Below are 17,151 nucleotides of genomic sequence, written 5' to 3' on the forward strand. Positions count from 1 at the left end.
CAGTTTTCGGAGATAAAATGCCCACTCAATTAGAGTTTAGAACAGTGGCTCCAGATGAATGGATTAAGTTATTCACGGTTGTTAAAGCTGGGTTATATCATCATGTTGACGCCGTATTCGGATGGGACGATGATTTTCAAAAACAACGACTTATTGATGACTATCAGCCAGAGTGGTTTTATTGGGTGTATCAAGACGGGGTGAAAGTAGGGCTGGTCTGTTATAAACCCTATGAAGATGCTTTCCATGTTCACTTGCTGATCATCTTGAATGACCATCAGGGCAAAGCGATAGGGGGTCGCGTCATGGCGAAAATTGAAACGCAAGCCCACGACGAAAACAAAAAGCGAATCACCCTATCAAGCTTTAGGCGTAACCACGGTGCTATAAAGTTCTACCAAAATCTGGGTTATAAACGCGTTAGTGATGAGGCTGATTTTGTATCTCTTAGGTTGTCTTTTATATAACTTAGCTTGTCCGTTATATAACAACGGCCGTATAGGGCTTGCGGCAAAGCATTATTAGGGAGTAGTAGTTTAGATGGTTATTATTGAAAAGCTGACCGATGTTCGGCGAGCAGAAGCGTGTGCGTTAAGTGTGAAAGAACAACAAGGGCAATTTACCGTAGACAATATCGGTGAGTTCTTACCAACACTGCCTGACACTAAAATGCCACACCTGATCTTAGATAATGATGTTGTGGTGGGCTTTTTTGTGTTTGATGCCGCTTATTCCGATGAGTACGAGTTTTGTCCAGAAAACGTTTTAGGCGTGCGGGCACTGCTTATTGATCACCACTACCAAGGACGAGGCATTGCGGGTAAGGCGATAAGCCAAATGGGCAATTTTGCTAAAATGCATTACCCCGAATTTGTTGCGCTCTATCTAACCGTAAATTGTAGGAACATGCCTGCATTTGAGTGCTACAGAAAATACGGGTTTGAAGATACAAACGAGTTATATGAAGGCGGCCCAGTGGGCCCACAACATATAATGAGACAGTTTTTATAGACTCGGACTCTATCAAGCCTATTGATAACCATTCCGACGGATAAGGAAAATAATATGATCACTGGTGAGTGTTTTTGTGGAGAAATCCAATACGAAGTTGACGGTAAACTGAAAGACGCACGTTCGTGTCATTGTTCAAGGTGTCGTAAAGCATTCAGTGCCCAAGCTTCAGCTTATGCGCTCGTTGAAGCCAGTGAGTTCAAGTGGGTATCAGGAGAGTCATTACTAACGGCTTACATTGGCAAACATGGTTTTGGTTTAAAGTTTTGCAGTCAATGCGGCTCGACGTTGGTTGGCGTCTATCAGGGTGAAGTACATGGCGTGACGTTAGGTTGCGTTAATGGCAGCCCTAAAATAGAACTCGCGAGGCATATTTACGTCGGGTCTAAAGCCTCATGGGAAGTCATTGCTAAAGGCGTACCGCAGTACGATACGGTTCCGTAGCACAGCGTATAGATAGAAACAGTAAAAAAAAGAGCGAGAACCTGATGGGTGCTCGCCCTTATTTTGGGCTTAAGGTCTATGTTAACTGACTAAATTGATTGGACCTAAGTAATCGTTCTGGTTTGCTTATAGCTTCTTAGAAGCGAAGCCACCAAGAGCGATGATACCAATACCCACTAGCATGATTTCGCCTTTGCCACTGTCGAAGCCTGCCTTAATACCAGCAATTGCAACGATTGCGATAGCAAATGGAATCACGTATTTAACCAAGTTGTACCAAAGGCCAAACAGTGGGAATGACACTTCGCCATCGTTTGTGATTTCTTTTTCTAGTTCTTCGCGGTTTAGACGCCAGCCAGCGAAGATACAAAGTAGTAAACCACCCACAGCTAGGAAGATCTTATCTGTCAGCAAGTCGAAGATATCAAACGCACCCGTACCGAATAGCGTTGGACCGACACCACCAAGAGAAAGAGACGCGAACACACAAAGTGTCGCCATCACCGCACTCGCTGAGAATACAGCGGTAGGGCGCTTCATGCCTTTTTCATCAATTAAGTAAGAAACAACCACTTCTAGTAAAGAGATAGAAGAAGTTAATGCTGCAACGCTTAATCCAACAAAGAATAGCAGTGCGAACATTAGGCCAATCATACCACCCATTTCAGCAAATAGCTGAGGGACGACAACGAATACCAAACCAGGGCCTGCAGCAGGTTCCATACCAAATGCAAACATTGCAGGGAACATTGCAACACCCGCAAGAATCGCGACACACGTATCCATTGCGGTAACCATAGCGGTCGTTTGAACTAGGTTTTCTTTCTTCTTAAGGTAGCTGCCGTATGTGATCATACAACCCATACCCAGACTTAGAGAGAAGAATGCTTGACCTAGCGCTGCTAAAACAACGCTGCTGTCTACTTTAGAGAAGTCGGGACTGAATAGGAACTCAAGACCAGCACTTGCTCCTGGTAGGCTCATACCTTTTATTGCAACAACGACAAGGATGATGAATAACAAAGGCATCAAAATCTTGCCCGCTTTCTCGATACCACCAGAAATACCACGGATAACCACCACGATATTAAGAAGTAGGTAAAGTCCCATCCACATGAGTGGTTCAATTGGGTTTGAGATAAAGCTACCAAAGCTATCGCCAATGGCATCCGGCGTACTGAGTAAGCCCGTTGCTATTTTGTAGATGTAAGCGATCGACCAACCGCCAACCACAGGGTAGAAACCCATGATAAGCAAGCCGCTGACTACGCCAATAACGCCAATGAAACTCCAGCGGCGATCTTTAGATTTAAAGGCACCTACAGCAGATAAACCTGTTTTTCGGCCAACTGCAAACTCAGTTAGCATGACACTAAAACCAATAGTGATAACGAAAAGCAGATAAATGGCAACAAATGCGCCACCGCCACTTTCACCTGCGGTGTAAGGGAATTTCCAAATATTACCAAGACCAACAGCAGAACCTGCTGCAGCCATAACGAATCCTATTTTTGAGCCCCATTTATCACGGGGCTTAGTGTTTGTAGTACTAGTAGCCACGGTATCTCCATCTTTTTGTTGTGTGCATCTGTACTCAGTGTCTTAAAAAAGGGTGTACATTCATCGATACGAAGAAGTGTTCATAAATGTGTACAAGTATTAGAATTATCAATGACGACTGAGTGGTGACAAGTAAAACAGTTCATGGTTACAGATGAAAGCCCCCAAAGTGTAATAATCTGACATTTGTCGTGTTTATGCTGCTAAGTGCTGATTATTTGTTCACTGCATCATCAAATTGTCGAAAAATTGCTTATATGCAATTGTTTGTAATCGGGCGGAGAGCTTACATTTTATGAAGTAATTGAAGTGAGGTAGACAAATAAATAGGAGGTAAAATAGCTAGAAATAGTTTGATGGCTTAGCTGAAATCGGCTTAAACCATCAAACGTGGACGTCTAAAAATAATTTTTTGCTAGAGTGTAATGATACGGTGACATGTTTTTGATAGTACTTGAGGCTCATGGCTGATTAAGACCAGAGCACATCCTATTTCTTGAGTGAGTTCGACAATCAATTGCAAAGTATTCGCAGCTGTTATCGGATCTAGCCTTGAAGTTGGCTCATCGGCAATGAGTAGTGCAGGCTTCATCAATAATGCACGTAAAATGGCAAATCGTTGCAATTCTCCACCTGAAACTTGAGTGGCGGGGCGTCCTAGCAACTTTTTCGAGAGCTTTAAACGCGTAAGTAGTGGGTCGATATCATCAACAGAAATTTGATGACGTGAACATAGGTCATCGAGTAACACTTGCAATGATACGCTTTTTGCCATTGCGCTTGGAGGATCTTGATACAACTTCAGCGCTTGGCCAGAGCGCAGTTTGCGATGCCGCTTGATGACACCTTGGGACGGCGGTATCAATCCAAGCAACGTGTCTGCAAGGCTTGATTTACCGCTGCCACTATCGCCACTAATACCAAGGATTTCTCCTTCCGACAAAGTGAACGCTAGATCAGAGAACAGCTCGTTGTTCCCCCTCGTAACGCTAAGGCCTTTTACGCTGATAAGTGGCTCATTCAAATGTGGCTTTTTTAATGTATTCCAATGCTGAGGATCGGCCTGTATGAGCGCCTTGGTGTAATCAGATTTTGGAGAGTTCAGTACCGTGTCACTTGAACCGCGTTCTTGTATCTGCCCTTGTTTCATTACAATGATTTCGCCACCAAGACGGCGAGCGACTTCGACATCATGCGTGATAGTGATCACTGAAGCGGTTTTTTTTTGACGAAGTAACTGCTCGATGATGTCGTCTCTTCGTGAGATATCTAACCCTTTTGTTGGCTCGTCCGCTATTAAGATCCGGGTGCTATTTTGAGTGGCACATAAATAGGACACCCGTTGGGCCATTCCACCTGAAAGCTGATGTGGGTACTTATCAATATCAGCAGAAAGCCCCACGCCTGCAAATGCTTGTTCGGTCAAGCTGTTCGCGTTTTGGTTATCGTTGCGAACGAGTTGATGAACTTCGCTCACTTGTTCTTTTGAACTCATCACGGGGTTCAGTGCATACCAGGGCTCTTGCGGCAATACGGCTAAGTCTCTTCCCCAAAGGGCTTCGATGTCAGATTTCGAGCGTTGGCTGTGATCTTTGTCAAACAGTACGATATTCCCTTGGGACTGAAGTGCTTCTGGTAACGTGCCGATGATGGCATGGGCCAGTAAGCTTTTGCCTGAGCCTGTTTCACCTAAAATAGTGACTGCTTGATGCTGGCTCAATTGAAACGACAGATTGCTGACTAATGCCGTATCTTGATCGAATATGGAGAGCGATTGCACATCTAATAATATGCTCATGCCTCTTTTCCTTTTGCTAGAAGATGAAAACTGACCACCAATAAAAACACAACGATGACTGGTTGAATCAGTACCCATGGTGCCTGGTGGTAGTAACGAAAGAGTTCAACCATCATGAGGCCCAATTCTGCCTGTGGTGGCCTAAGCCCAACATAAAGAAACCCGATGGAAGCCAGTGCTAAAATGGCGTTACCTGCTCCAAAGCAGCCTAGAGTGAATAGGTCATGTTTGAGAGACGGCCATAAATGTCGTTTAAATAGGTAAACCATGCTAAAGCCATAGAGTTTAGATGCCTCTACTTCTGGTGATTCGAGCAAGCTTAACGTGCGGCTTCTCACGACTCTGAAATACTCTACCCATAGCATGAGAGAGATGGCGAAATAGAGCACCATAAACGACCCGGGGATCATGGCGCCGAATAGCAACACGAGTATTAAGCCTGGCAATGCAAGTAGCATGTTAACTAACCATGATAAAGACTTATCCCACCATCCGCCTTTCCAAGCTGCAATTACTCCGGTGATTAAGCCAAGTACAGCGGAGGTGGTGACACTGATCAACGCCATGATGATCGATGTGCTGATGGCGCTTGTTAGTCGGGTAAAGTTACTTCTTCCATACTGATCTCTACCAAAGGGTTCAGCCCACGTTGGGCTTTCAAATGCTAGGGTTAAGTGCTGTTTGGCAATGTCTCCTTGGAAAAACAACTTTTCAGCGACGACGAGGAGAAACAACATGGCTAGGATGGTCAGCCCTGTTAACTGAGCACGAGAGAATGTGTTCTTAATCACGCCGCCACCTCTTCAGATTTGCTGTTACTGTCAGGTTCATTTGACTGCTTTAACCTTGGATCCAACCAATATTGGAGTAGATCGATCAGGGTATTAATAAAGACAAACATTAACCCCATAATCAAGGCTGAACCTTGGATCATTGGAATATCTCTTCGGAATATGGCATGAGAAAGTGCATGGCCAATACCGGGCCATGAAAATAATGACTCAATCATGATAATGCCCTCGATAAGGCTGACTGCTTGAATCGCGATAAAAGCAATCACAGGTAACGCAATATTTAATGGTGCGTGACGCTGGAATGCTTGTTCTTGAGTGAGGCCTTTCAGGCGAGCGAATTGAAAATAAGGAGATCGCAATACATTCAGAGTCGAGTTTCTGATCATTCGGTTAGACATGGCAGCCAAACTTAGCGCTAACGCAAATGCTGGCAGAATAATAAACTTAGCTTCACCAAACCCAGCAACTGGCAACCATCTTAGGTGTAATGAAAATACAATCACTAGCACTAAACCAATCAAGAACACAGGCTGAGCTTTCAAGGCGATAGAGGCAAATAGACCAAATTGGTCACCAAATTTATTGGCACGCTGACCACAATAAATGCCAATAGGAATGGCAATCAGTAAGGAGATGAAAGTTGCAACGGCGGCAAGTAATAACGAGTGACCTAGTTGATGAGCAATGTCATTGATGACGGGCTCGCCACTGACCAGCGAATTACCTAAATTGAAATGAACAAGATCCCATAACCATTGGAAGTACATTTCAAAGCCAGACCTATCCAAACCCAATTCGTCACGTACGGACGTCGCGGCGTCTGCGGTAACGTAATCGTAGCCATAACGACCTGCCGCAATGCGGTAGGCCATGTCTCCGGGGATAAGTCGCATCAGAATAAAAGTGACAGTGCCGACAGACCAAGCGACAAACATCGCTTGGTACAGGCGCTGCAGTAAGATTTTAGTCATCTAACTGCATCTCCGAAATGCGGTAATTAATCTCGAAAGGGTCGAAAGTGAAGTCGCTTACCCGATTATTTACTGCAACCAATTGGCGATAGTAAGTAATTGGGATAAGCGGCATTTCATTGGCTAGCAGTTGCGCAGCTTTGGTTGAAAGCTCTCGATAATGTTGTTGATCCATTTCAGATGAAAGTTGGTTAAGGATCTGAGTAAACTCTGCGGACTCCCAGTTTGTCGGGCCCCAACCTGACCCTTTTTTGGTCGCGAAGTCGCGCATTAGCAGTGGCAGAGGATCGGCCAGTGTTCCGAAGTTACGGGCGATCAGTGCCATTTCTAACGTCCCATCATGATGTTTTGCTGGCACGGCACTCGAATTGTCGATTGAAATCTGCATATCCACACCCAATTCACGAAGTTGCGCTTGCAGCGCTGTTGCGATCAGCGGTAGCTCAGGACGGTCAGAATAAGTGACTAGCTGAATTTTGAAAATCTCTCCGTTCTTTTCAAGTAACTGCTCAGAGTTAAGCTCCCAACCTTGAGATGACATAAGCGCCTGTGCTTCAGATAGGCCTCGGTGTGATGCGGGTAAGTTGTCTGCATGCCATGCACCAAGTGCAGGAGAAAACAATTGGTAAGCTTGTGAACCTGGCAGTCTTAATACCGAATTAGCAATACCATCACGGTCGATGGCTAAGCTCAACGCTTTACGAATATCGGCATGATTGAGGAATTTGTGTTCGTTGTTCAGTTTAATCAACACGGTACGAGGCATGGATTCAACATGCAGTTTTAGGTTATCTGCCTGTTGTAAATTCGCCATACTCACAGGGTCAACCGTATAAACGATATCGGCTTGGCCGCTTTGAGCAAGTAAGGTCCGGCTTTCTGTACGGTGGCCCGCAAGGTAGCTGACCTGATCTATTTTGGCTTTCTCTTTCCAGTAATCTTCATAGCGAGAGACGGTAGCTTTGTGGGGAGGGGTTAACTCTTTAACCTGGTAAGGGCCAGTACCGGCTATCTTAATACCAGCTTCATTTTGATCGATATTGGTAACGATTGCGGTTGTGTAATGGGCGAGTACAGACGTCAGAGGTCGATAAGGTTTCGTTAAGGTAATCACTACGTCATTGTTTTCGGCGAAGATGGTGGCAACGGGTACGTGTCGCATTACTCCGGGTTTGCTTTTTGCGGCTCTCAAAGACTCAACAACCGAGAGGGCGGTCAGAGGGGTGTCATCATGAAACTTGATGTTATCGCGAATGGCAAAACGCCATGTCAGCCCATCTTGCGACTGGGTCCAGCTTTTTGCTAATAGCGGGAAAGGTTCGGCGTTTTCATTAATTCCAACTAGCGCTTCGACAACTTGTAGCCGAGAAAATAAGAAACCGTCTTTCGACATATCTTGGCTGTTAAATTCAAATGGCCCTGATATCGCAAGTGTTGTGGGTTTTGAATTGGGTTGAATGAACCAAGCGGTACTCGCCACGATGGTGAGCAGTAATAAAAGTATCCATTTTTTATTCATCGTAATCTCATATTAATTGTTATGTTATATCATAACAGCAAATTCTGATTGATAACGGTTATCATGTCCAGCTCAAATTACTTATTTATAAAATTAAAATCTTGGCGTATTGAGTACGGTTAATTAAATGTAATTCAACGGAATGGAAAGGTTACGGAAGGTGGCAAGGCGTAGGATAGAAAGGGTAAAAAAGCGAGCGTCAATAAAAAAGCTCATGGGTAATCACCATGAGCTCTTTGTTTTGATCGGTAGGTAGAACGGTTAGTGTGGGCGTTTTGGGCCGTTACGGACTAACTCTTTACCGTTATCGTATACTTCTTGTGTAACCCAGCGACCCAGTAGCAACTTATGCTTGCTGTCAAAAACCGCGATGAATGGGCGGCCGTCAGAGTTGTTTTTTGCCAAGCCAATGCCTTCAACACCTTGTAAACCAAAGCCACCATTTTCAACCATCAGCATGAAAGCTTCTAGTTCGCCAAGGCTGTCTATAATACCGAGTTCGTCATTCATATTTTTTGCTCTTCGTTCTTTGCCAAAAGAAGTGATTTAACACCCTTTCTCATTAATTAATTGCGCGTACTTTACCTGTGATGGCACTAAATTGATACATTTCGACCGTCTAATTTGCCTGCGTTGGCATGTGCTTAAACTGTAGCTCGACCAGTCGTTGGTACAAGTCACAGTTTTGCATTAAGGATTGGTGATCGCCAATTTCGACAATCGTACCATTCTCCATGACGGCAATTTGATCCGCGTGTTGAATGGTAGACAAGCGGTGAGCGATGATGATGGTCGTTCTATCGCGCATCAGTTCTTCCAGCGCCTGTTGAACATGATGTTCGCTTTCACTGTCCAACGCGCTCGTCGCTTCGTCGAGCAGTAGAATGCTTGGATCTTTCAAAATAGCTCGAGCGATGGCAATGCGTTGACGTTGTCCACCAGACAAGCGAACCCCTCGAGATCCCAAGTAGCTATGGTAACCATCTGGAAGCTGCATAATGAATTCGTCGGCATGGGCTTTCTTCGCGGCTTCAATGACTTGCTGGTCGGTGGCATTTGGCGTTCCGTAGCGGATGTTGTAAAACACGTCGTTGCTGAACAGAGCAGGCTGCTGAGGAACCAAAGCCATTTGCTGGCGCAGCTCGTTTGGATCGAGTTGCTTAATATCAACGCCGCCTAGGGTGACGCAGCCATCTTGCGGGTCGTAAAAACGTTGCATCAATTCGAAAATGGTTGTTTTGCCAGCCCCTGACGGGCCAACTAATGCCAGAACTTTTCCTTGGGCCGCGTTGAGTGACAACTTTTGAGCGGCGGCTTGGCTTGGTCGTGATGGGTAGTGAAACGTAACATTTTCAAACTGAATTTCAGATGTTAATGACGCCGCTGGAGTCGTGTCACTTGTGTTTGATGGGGGCTGTATGTGGCTTTCAATATGAAGTACTTCTATTAATCTTTCGGTGGCGCCGGCAGCTCGTTGTAATTCTCCCATCACTTCAGAAATGGTCGCCAATGAAGACGCAACGATGATGGCATAAAAAACAAAAGCGCCCAGTTCTCCTCCGCTCATGGCGCCTGAAATAACATCACTGCCGCCGACCCACAACATGCCGTTAATGGCGCCAAAAACAATAATGATGACACCAGCAATTAAGGTGGCACGTTGTTGGATTCGCTTTTTTCCAATCTCAAAGGCGTTGTCGACCTCAAGGGCAAAGGAACGGCTTTCTTGAGGTTCATTGGTAAAGCTCTGCACCGTTTTAATATGCTCAATGGCTTCGCCTGCGTAACTGCCAACATCGGCCATAGAGTCTTGGCTTTTACGTGACAGTTTTCGAACTCGTCGGCCATAAAACAAAATAGGTAACAAAATAAACGGGACGGAGACAAGGACGATCAAGGTCAGTTTGATGTTGGTTGCAAACAGCATGACCAGTGCGCCCAAGAACATCAAACAGCTTCGAAGCGCCATTGAAAATGATGAACCAATGATACTTTGAAGTAGCGTAGTATCGGTAGTGATGCGTGACATAATATCGCCGCTACCACTGGTTTCGAAATAGCTTGGGTGCAATGTAATGGCGTGGTTAAACACCGCTAGCCTGATGTCTGCACTGATGCGCTCACCCAGCCAAGAAACGAGATAGAATCGAGCGTAGGTGCCTATGGCAATCAAAACTGTGATGATAAAAATGAAACCGACAGCACTTTTGAGTTGCTCAATTGATTGTTGAGCAAAGCCTTGGTCGATAAGCATGCGAACACCTTGGCCAACAGACAGCATGACGGATGCGGTAAATATCAGAGCGACGACACTGGCCAACACGCGCCATTTGTATGGGCGTATAAATTGAAGCAGTTCTTTTAAAATCGCGAGGCTTTTTTTATCCGCACTGGAAGCGGCAATAGTTTCGGAAGTGGACGTGCTTTGATTGGACGGATTGTCGCTTTGCATAAAGGCTCGTTCTATAAACTATCGAATATAAAATTAGCATACGTGATGATAGTGATGGATACAAATTTGTACTGATATCAATCTGCTATTGCAGAAAAAGAAAACCCACCGAGTAGCGGTGGGTTTTATTGTTGGATGTCGATTCTTGCTTGTCTGTTATAGAAAGTCGCTTATAACAAGCACTGACTTACAAATTAACGACCATAATGTTCAACAATATAGTTTTCGAAATCATCACACATTTGGGCATCAGACAATGTATTCAACGCCAGTAGTTTATCACCATCAACGATTTTTATTTTAGCATTGAGCGATGAAACATCGGATTGAGTTCGGGTTTTCAAGCCGGCAATTTTAGCCAGTTCAGACTGCCAAGCTTGCTCTGAGGACAAGTTACATTCGTCTGCTAAGTATTTCGCATTAAAACCTTCACCCGTTAGGCTTTCGATGCTGCCATTGTGATTGACACTATTGCCAGCATTCCAATAATGTTTCGCCAGCAATGGGCCGATCTCTGGGTTATCCGTTAAGTAGCCAAACTTTTCGGTGAAATGGGCTCGAGTTTGATACACCGCCATGTGAGCAAGAAGATAGCCGTGATAAGCACAAGAAGCTTCGTCTGAGATCAGGTGTGGAATCGCCATTAATGGGCGAGCTGAACAGGCTAAACCTAAAATACGTGTTTCCATCTCACGTGCTAATTGAGTTATGCGTTCGGCCGTCAGTTCGTCATCGCTTAATTGATACAGTGCTCGTTCAAAATACGGTACAACTAAGATGCTGCGTTCTTCATAGGCTTTGAACGGTTGTTTCGCATCGATCATGGCTTTGATGATGTCATCCGGTACGGGTTGGCCGTCATCATTTAACGCGTACTGCTTAAGCCAATCTGCATCATTAAGTAAGCTGTCGCAAAACATCGACTGTGTTTCAGCATAAGCCATGGATGTTGGAGCAAACTCTTGAGAGAAGCATGGAGCATTCATTTTAACATTAGCGAAGTGGGCGGCATGACCCCCTTCATGGAATAAGGTGTTGATACCATCGTAGCCGCTGCCCATTTGATCGGGTTTAGCGTTACTAGTGAAGTTAACTTTGGCTGCTACCCATTCATTTTGATCATAAAAAGAGGGGATAGGTCCGTGACAAAAACCGTTGGGATATTTGCCTTTACGGTCTAGTAAATCTAACGTCAATTCGGCTTGCGAAAACTCAATGTTGAGTCGACCAAAGGACTCAATCCAGCGTCTCAGTGATTTAGAGAACGGCACGTAAGCATCAAGCTCTCGCATCACATCACCAGAATAGGAGTACACAAAATTGTGGCCTAATAGTGCATCGGCGCCTTTTGCGTCAGATAATGACGCTAAACTTGCTAAATGGCTGTCGCGGGTTCTTTGTTCAAAATCATCCAAGATGCTAAATAGCTGCTCGGTTGTCATCTGTTCTTTTTTGTTGACTGAATAGTCGAAGAAGTTATCGAAACCAAGCGTTTTCGCAAATTGATTACGACGCTTAATGAGTTCAATAAAGCCGTTTTTCAGTAGCCATTGTTCTAGGTCTAAAAATGCTTGATGCGAGGATTTTCGTACTGTTTCGTCGTCGCTAGCTCTAACATTGGAAGCAAGGGTTGGTAATGACCCTTCTACTTTATTGCCGCTGTCATCAGTGAAATACAACGAATGATTTTGCTTCTTATCGAATAACTCCGTTTCAAATGCGATTAAGTCGGCTTTAAGAGCTTTGCCCTCTGCTGATTCGATTGAATGTGCTTTAAACGTCGCTAACCAACCTTTTAACCCGGTGACGGTTTTGGCTTGTTCGTCAGAGTCTTGGATATCGTTGGTGAGCAGCAGGTGCTGCTCAACATCATTGATTTGACTCGAATCACTCAAAAACTGGTTTAATTCTGTTTCAGATTGGGAAAGACCATCGTAATCGACCTTAATTCCCATGTAAGTATCCCAGAAGCGATCTTCTTTAGTTCTGTGGATGGAAAGATAGCGTTGATTGAGTTGGTTAAGAAAAGCCGTCGCTGCCATTTTAGTTCCTTTAAATGTTTGACCCGAACCTAGGTGTGAGAAGAATGTTGCGTTTAGGTTAGGTTTATATGGCGAATACCATACCACATTTTTATGAAAAGACAGTGAACCATATATCAAATCACTGCTTAAACAGTAAGTTAAACTGGTTGCATTGTGATGTTAAGGGAGAATAGCAAGCCATCGAGAAGTGACAATGGCTTGGTAAAAAAGGATGTCGGTTGGCTTATTCGAAGAAAGGCGTTGCGTCCACTTCGAAGCTACTAGGGGAGATAGCTTTCACTATTTTTACAGAAGAATGCTTTAATTCGACAAATTTTACATCGGTGAAGCGTTTGTATTTTCGTGAATAAAAGACTTTAATTTCGGGCTTCAGTGGGTGTTCATCGTTGGAAGTCCAAACGATGCCAACTTGGCTGTCACTCAGTTCGACCAATGAGCCTACCGGGTACATGCCAATGCAGTTAATGAACTTGTAAACCAGATCTTGATCAAGGTGGAATGGCGTTAAAGTCAGCATGATCTTGAATGCAGCAGCAGAGCTCATACCGTCTTTATAGCAACGATCTGCGGTAAGGGCATCATAGATGTCTACAATACTGCTCATGCGGCCATGTGTGGGCAGTTCATCGCCTTTTAGGCCATTCGGATAGCCATTGCCATCAAGCTTCTCGTGATGCATTAAGCAGACATCTCGGCTAATGTCACTTAAGCCTTCAATATGAGGCACGATATCTTTTGCGTAGACTTGGTGTAATTTGATGTGCTCAAACTCTTCAGGTGTCAACCGACCTGGTTTGTTTAAAACTTCATCTCTAATTTTGATTTTACCAACGTCATGTAAGATCCCCCCAATGGCCAGTTGGCGCAGGGTATGTTTATCAAAATCTAAGTGACGGCCAAAAGTGATCAACAAGCAGGCCACATTAACTGAATGTTCTAACAGGTAAGTGTCTTTTTGTCGTAGTGCTGAAACTATTTTGATGGCATCAGAATCGACAAGAATGGCGTCGATCATGTTGTCAGCCCAGTCTTCGACTACGTTAAGCTCGACAGATTTACCATCAAAAGTTTCGGTGAGTATTTTGTGTGCTAAATCTTTGGCTTCACCAATTAATTTTTTCGCTCGTTTTTGACGAACAGCCCGGCTGCCTTTGGGTTTCAGCAGGGCGGATACATCCTCGCTTTCATCTTTCGTTTCAGGCTCATCAAGCTCTGTTTTAAAAGTGCATCCTGACGCTGAAAGTTTTGAGTCTACCCACACAAATTTTACTCCGCTATCAATCAGCTGAGCGATGGCTTTTTCTGATGATATCCGCCCAGCATTGGCGAGGTTAACTTTTTTACTGTGCTCTATCGCGGTGACAAACATACCAACAGAGACATTGGCGATTGGCAGTTTAATGGAATCGTTTGGGTTGGGTTGCACTAGCTTTACCACTTTTATGTATATGCAATATTATTGTAGCTACTTTTGTCGCATTAATGAATGTAACAAATATTTAATTTCGTTCATATATTAAAAAAGACACCTAACAAACCTCAAGGAAAAGCGTGTTAGGTGCCAAACTGTGTATTAGTTTTTAATTAATTACTTGATTTCCCAGCGTAATAAACGAAAACCTTGTCATTGTTATGGATTCTTGAGAAGCCGTAACCTTGGTCTTGTTTTATCATGTTGTGTGATCCAGCCCCGATTGAAGGGTGACTTTGTCTGAATTTTCCTATTGTTTTCCAGTGCGTTAGCAGCTCACCTCGTTTTACATCTAACTTCCAGTTCATGTCTGAACGGGTACTTTGATGGAAGTCATCCGCATATGGTCCAGGTTTACGTGCGACTTCGTCACCGTAGTAAATCTGTATCGCTCCAGGGCTAAGTAGTAGTGCATTGGCGGCCCCTTTTTGCATCTCGATAGATTTAAAACGACCGAAAAACAGCTCTGTATCGTGAGAGGACATGTAGCTTACTGGATTAAAGTCGGGTTTATCGGCCAGCGTTGAAGAGTAGTCGCTGTATGTATTTTCCATTTGTGAGAAACATACGGCGCCTTTATCCATCTTTTTCTGCATATCGAAGTTAATTAACGCATCAAAACCATCATCAAAATATGGGCTGCGATAGGCATTGTGCCCCCAAACTTCGCCCATCATCCAAAATGGTGAATTGGGTTTATCGTGCTCTTTTTGCCATGTCTCTAGTTCGTTGCTTGCTTGCTGCTTTAAACGTTTCCATACATCACTTTCAACGTGTTTAACCGTATCAACACGGAAGCCGTCAATACCAAACCTCTTCACCCAATCAGTTTGCCATTCGATTAGATAATCAGTGACAGTGTAATCGTCTCTTTTAGCGACTCGCGTTCCTGGGTTTTCCAGTAACCACTGAGGTGGTGTTACAAATTGGTCTGACTCTGTTTTTAAGTCGGGTAAGCCAGCTAATGACATGGTTATGTCACTGCTACCGGGTTGGTCGTAACCAGGTAAACCTGTTCTCACCCAATCTTTGCCCCACCAATTTTCCCACTCCGGGCTTTGGTAATTAATGGCTTCATGAAAACTGTGCCAGTTTTGGTTGCCTTTAGGGTTCCAATTACGCCATTTTTGGGGCCAGTCGGATGGGGGATTAACCGCATTGATGTGATCAAACTGGAGGTCAGCCAGTGTTGCGTAACCAGTATGGTTAAGAACGGCATCAAGGAGAATACGGATTCCGCGCTTATGTGCTTCTTTAACCAATAAGGCTAGGTCTTCTTCGTTACCGAAATTTTCGTCAATTTTAGTGAAGTCTCGAGTCCAATAGCCATGATAAGCATAAAATGGGAATGAACCTTTATCGCCGCCGCCTACAAAGCCATGCACTTGTTCTACTATTGGAGAAAGCCAAATTGCATCCATACCCAGTGATTGGATGTAATCGAGCTTATCAATCACACCTTTTAAGTCGCCGCCATGAAATGTGCCAACTTCGTCTTTACCGTCTTTTTTGCGCCCATAACTGAAGTCGTTGGTGGTGTCTCCGTTGTTGAATCGGTCGACCATGACGAAGTAGATACTGGCATTGCGCCAATCAAAGGTACTGTCTGATTTCTTTGCTTCGACTTCTTCTAACAGAACGAGTCCATTCGATTTGTCGCTGGGTGTTAATGTTACAGAATGCTGGTTAACCGTGACGATTTCATCGGTAAAGGCATTTCGCAATTGCGTGCCATCTTTAAAGGTGTCGCCAAGCTGAATAGTGACTGCACCACCCGCATATACGTCACATTCTACCTGTGGAAGAGGGCGTTTAAATTCTGATTTTGTGCTTTTCTTTGGCTGACGTTTTAGTGACAGTGTGTGGTTGGTTGCATCGAACTGAAATGCGTAATCACCCGCAAAGCGGATCTTGAATGAAAATTCAGTGGCTTGATTACAATTTAGAGACAACGGTGTATTGAATTTCACCCGCTGATTTTCAGTGGCACTACACGCGCCGTCTAAGCCATTTACTGTAAATGTGTATTGTGACTTGTTTAATGGCACCACTAAGGCAGAATCGGCCGGAAGAGGAAAATCCCGGCTGTTCGTTGACGTAGCAATGGTGATGTTAGGGGATGCATAGCTTTGAAATGCGGCGGCCAGTATAGCACTGGTAAGCAAAGTCCGTTTCATCAGTCAGGTCCTATTTAATTGTTATAAATAGGGTAAGGCAGTTGTGAATAGAGAACATCATTCCTGAGATCTACGCCCTAAAAAGTTAGCTTGATCAAAGTTCAACAGCCAAAAGGCGTAGCTGGAAAAAGCTAAAAGCGACACCTGTCACATTCGGTGTCGCTATCATTTTTTAAGGAATGAGAGTTTTTATACGGGTTACTTTTTCATTGCACCCATGGCCCACATCATGAATTCTTTTTGCTCTTCAGCGGTCATGTTTTCGAAATCAGATTTGATGATGTCTATTTGCGTGGATACCTGATCTACTTGTAATTCTGCGCTAGATGTTTTTGCCTTCGTAGCAGCAGCAGCAGCAGCAGCAGCAGCAGTAGCAGTAGCAGCACTACCATTATGTTTGATAACGGCTGCTTGATAATCAGGAAAAGACTGGAAACCACCAATGTGTAACAGCTGCGCGTTGTGCTTGATCGCATTACCTTGATCGTCGACTAATATAAACTGAGGTTGTTTCTCAAAAGAGCGAGCATCTTCTATGGTGCGAAATGGCTTGTAGCTTAATGTAATGGCAGACGTTCCTGCTTTAAAATCGATGATCATTGGAGTCGAGCTGTATTTAGATCTTCGGCCATCTTCTGCGACTAGCTGATTTAAGGTGATCAGTAATTGATTATGCCCTTCTTTAAGATCGACCTGTTGCGTTGATTCAAAGAAACTAGAATCGATGGCTTGCTCGTTAATCACTCTAGGTACGATTTCTTTGCTAAATTCGATTGATTGCGCTGCAAGAACGTGACTTGATAAAAAACCGAATGCTAAGCCAATAGCTGTAATAACTCGTTTTTGCATGTTTTCTCCTTACGACAAAGGGCGAGAAATCTCGCCCATGTCTATCTAATTGTTTTAACT

14 protein-coding genes are annotated in these 17,151 nt (G+C 44.2%); 3 read left to right on the top strand and 11 right to left on the bottom strand.

The features are described 5' to 3' along the window. The first annotated feature begins 17 nt into the window (after positions 1–17). The 3 genes from QWZ04_RS13110 to QWZ04_RS13120 all read left to right on the top strand — a co-directional run bounded on the left by QWZ04_RS13110 (position 18) and on the right by QWZ04_RS13120 (position 1,455). Positions 18–467, top strand: coding sequence for a GNAT family N-acetyltransferase (locus QWZ04_RS13110; protein WP_290328673.1), 450 nt, complete (start codon positions 18–20; stop codon positions 465–467). A gap of 73 nt (positions 468–540) precedes the next feature. Beyond that, positions 541–1,011 (top strand): GNAT family N-acetyltransferase, encoded by a 471-nt coding sequence (locus QWZ04_RS13115; protein WP_290328675.1) that lies wholly within the window; start codon positions 541–543, stop codon positions 1,009–1,011. A 54-nt stretch (positions 1,012–1,065) separates the two neighbouring features. Next, positions 1,066–1,455 carry a GFA family protein gene (locus QWZ04_RS13120; protein ID WP_290328677.1) on the top strand — a complete coding sequence of 130 codons (390 nt, stop codon included), beginning with the start codon at positions 1,066–1,068 and terminating at the stop codon, positions 1,453–1,455. A 126-nt stretch (positions 1,456–1,581) separates the two neighbouring features. On the opposite strand, the gene QWZ04_RS13125 is transcribed toward QWZ04_RS13120, so the two are convergent. From QWZ04_RS13125 to QWZ04_RS13175, 11 genes are all read right to left on the bottom strand, one after another. Beyond that, positions 1,582–3,015 carry a sodium-dependent transporter gene (locus tag QWZ04_RS13125; protein ID WP_290328679.1) on the bottom strand — a complete coding sequence of 478 codons (1,434 nt, stop codon included), beginning with the start codon at positions 3,013–3,015 and terminating at the stop codon, positions 1,582–1,584. Between the two features lie 415 nt (positions 3,016–3,430). After that, positions 3,431–4,813, bottom strand: coding sequence for an ABC transporter ATP-binding protein (locus QWZ04_RS13130; RefSeq protein WP_290328681.1), 1,383 nt, complete (start codon positions 4,811–4,813; stop codon positions 3,431–3,433). After that, positions 4,810–5,550, bottom strand: coding sequence for an ABC transporter permease (locus QWZ04_RS13135; RefSeq protein WP_435433616.1), 741 nt, complete (start codon positions 5,548–5,550; stop codon positions 4,810–4,812). The genes QWZ04_RS13130 and QWZ04_RS13135 overlap by 4 nt, the downstream gene beginning before the upstream one ends. Positions 5,551–5,600: 50 nt before the next feature. Then, entirely contained in the window at positions 5,601–6,578 is a 978-nt protein-coding gene (locus tag QWZ04_RS13140) for an ABC transporter permease (RefSeq protein ID WP_290328683.1), read from the bottom strand. Then, positions 6,571–8,097, bottom strand: a complete 1,527-nt coding sequence (locus QWZ04_RS13145; RefSeq protein ID WP_290328685.1) for an ABC transporter substrate-binding protein — start codon at positions 8,095–8,097, stop codon at positions 6,571–6,573. The genes QWZ04_RS13140 and QWZ04_RS13145 overlap by 8 nt, the downstream gene beginning before the upstream one ends. Before the next feature lie 261 nt (positions 8,098–8,358). Then, complete coding sequence (locus QWZ04_RS13150) at positions 8,359–8,607, bottom strand: hypothetical protein (protein ID WP_290328687.1); 249 nt, start codon at positions 8,605–8,607, stop codon at positions 8,359–8,361. Between the two features lie 109 nt (positions 8,608–8,716). Then, the gene (locus QWZ04_RS13155; RefSeq protein ID WP_290328689.1) at positions 8,717–10,549 is read right to left on the bottom strand and encodes an ABC transporter ATP-binding protein/permease; all 1,833 of its coding nucleotides are present in this window, start codon (positions 10,547–10,549) and stop codon (positions 8,717–8,719) included. A gap of 194 nt (positions 10,550–10,743) precedes the next feature. Next, positions 10,744–12,591, bottom strand: a complete 1,848-nt coding sequence (locus QWZ04_RS13160) for a M3 family metallopeptidase (RefSeq protein ID WP_290328691.1) — start codon at positions 12,589–12,591, stop codon at positions 10,744–10,746. A gap of 226 nt (positions 12,592–12,817) precedes the next feature. After that, complete coding sequence (locus QWZ04_RS13165; RefSeq protein WP_290328693.1) at positions 12,818–14,020, bottom strand: cyclic di-GMP phosphodiesterase; 1,203 nt, start codon at positions 14,018–14,020, stop codon at positions 12,818–12,820. A gap of 158 nt (positions 14,021–14,178) precedes the next feature. Further along, complete coding sequence (locus QWZ04_RS13170) at positions 14,179–16,242, bottom strand: alpha-amylase (protein WP_290328695.1); 2,064 nt, start codon at positions 16,240–16,242, stop codon at positions 14,179–14,181. Positions 16,243–16,440: 198 nt separating this feature from the next. Continuing rightward, complete coding sequence (locus QWZ04_RS13175) at positions 16,441–17,091, bottom strand: DUF2057 family protein (RefSeq protein ID WP_290328697.1); 651 nt, start codon at positions 17,089–17,091, stop codon at positions 16,441–16,443. Between the last annotated feature and the right edge of the window lie 60 nt (positions 17,092–17,151).

This window comes from Vibrio tapetis subsp. quintayensis, assembly GCF_030409945.1.
In the GTDB taxonomy this organism is placed as follows: Bacteria; Pseudomonadota; Gammaproteobacteria; order Enterobacterales; family Vibrionaceae; genus Vibrio; species Vibrio quintayensis.

Bases quoted from the DNA above. Each gene is read 5' to 3' on its own strand.
- QWZ04_RS13140 (WP_290328683.1), bottom strand. From the start codon at position 6,578: ATGACTAAAATCTTACTGCAGCGCCTGTACCAAGCGATGTTTGTCGCT.
- QWZ04_RS13110 (WP_290328673.1), top strand. From the start codon at position 18: ATGCCCACTCAATTAGAGTTTAGAACAGTGGCTCCAGATGAATGGATT.
- QWZ04_RS13170 (WP_290328695.1), bottom strand. From the start codon at position 16,242: ATGAAACGGACTTTGCTTACCAGTGCTATACTGGCCGCCGCATTTCAA.
- QWZ04_RS13115 (WP_290328675.1), top strand. From the start codon at position 541: ATGGTTATTATTGAAAAGCTGACCGATGTTCGGCGAGCAGAAGCGTGT.
- QWZ04_RS13150 (WP_290328687.1), bottom strand. From the start codon at position 8,607: ATGAATGACGAACTCGGTATTATAGACAGCCTTGGCGAACTAGAAGCT.
- QWZ04_RS13155 (WP_290328689.1), bottom strand. From the start codon at position 10,549: ATGCAAAGCGACAATCCGTCCAATCAAAGCACGTCCACTTCCGAAACT.
- QWZ04_RS13130 (WP_290328681.1), bottom strand. From the start codon at position 4,813: ATGAGCATATTATTAGATGTGCAATCGCTCTCCATATTCGATCAAGAT.
- QWZ04_RS13175 (WP_290328697.1), bottom strand. From the start codon at position 17,091: ATGCAAAAACGAGTTATTACAGCTATTGGCTTAGCATTCGGTTTTTTA.
- QWZ04_RS13120 (WP_290328677.1), top strand. From the start codon at position 1,066: ATGATCACTGGTGAGTGTTTTTGTGGAGAAATCCAATACGAAGTTGAC.
- QWZ04_RS13145 (WP_290328685.1), bottom strand. From the start codon at position 8,097: ATGAATAAAAAATGGATACTTTTATTACTGCTCACCATCGTGGCGAGT.
- QWZ04_RS13135 (WP_435433616.1), bottom strand. From the start codon at position 5,550: ATGTTGTTTCTCCTCGTCGTCGCTGAAAAGTTGTTTTTCCAAGGAGAC.
- QWZ04_RS13160 (WP_290328691.1), bottom strand. From the start codon at position 12,591: ATGGCAGCGACGGCTTTTCTTAACCAACTCAATCAACGCTATCTTTCC.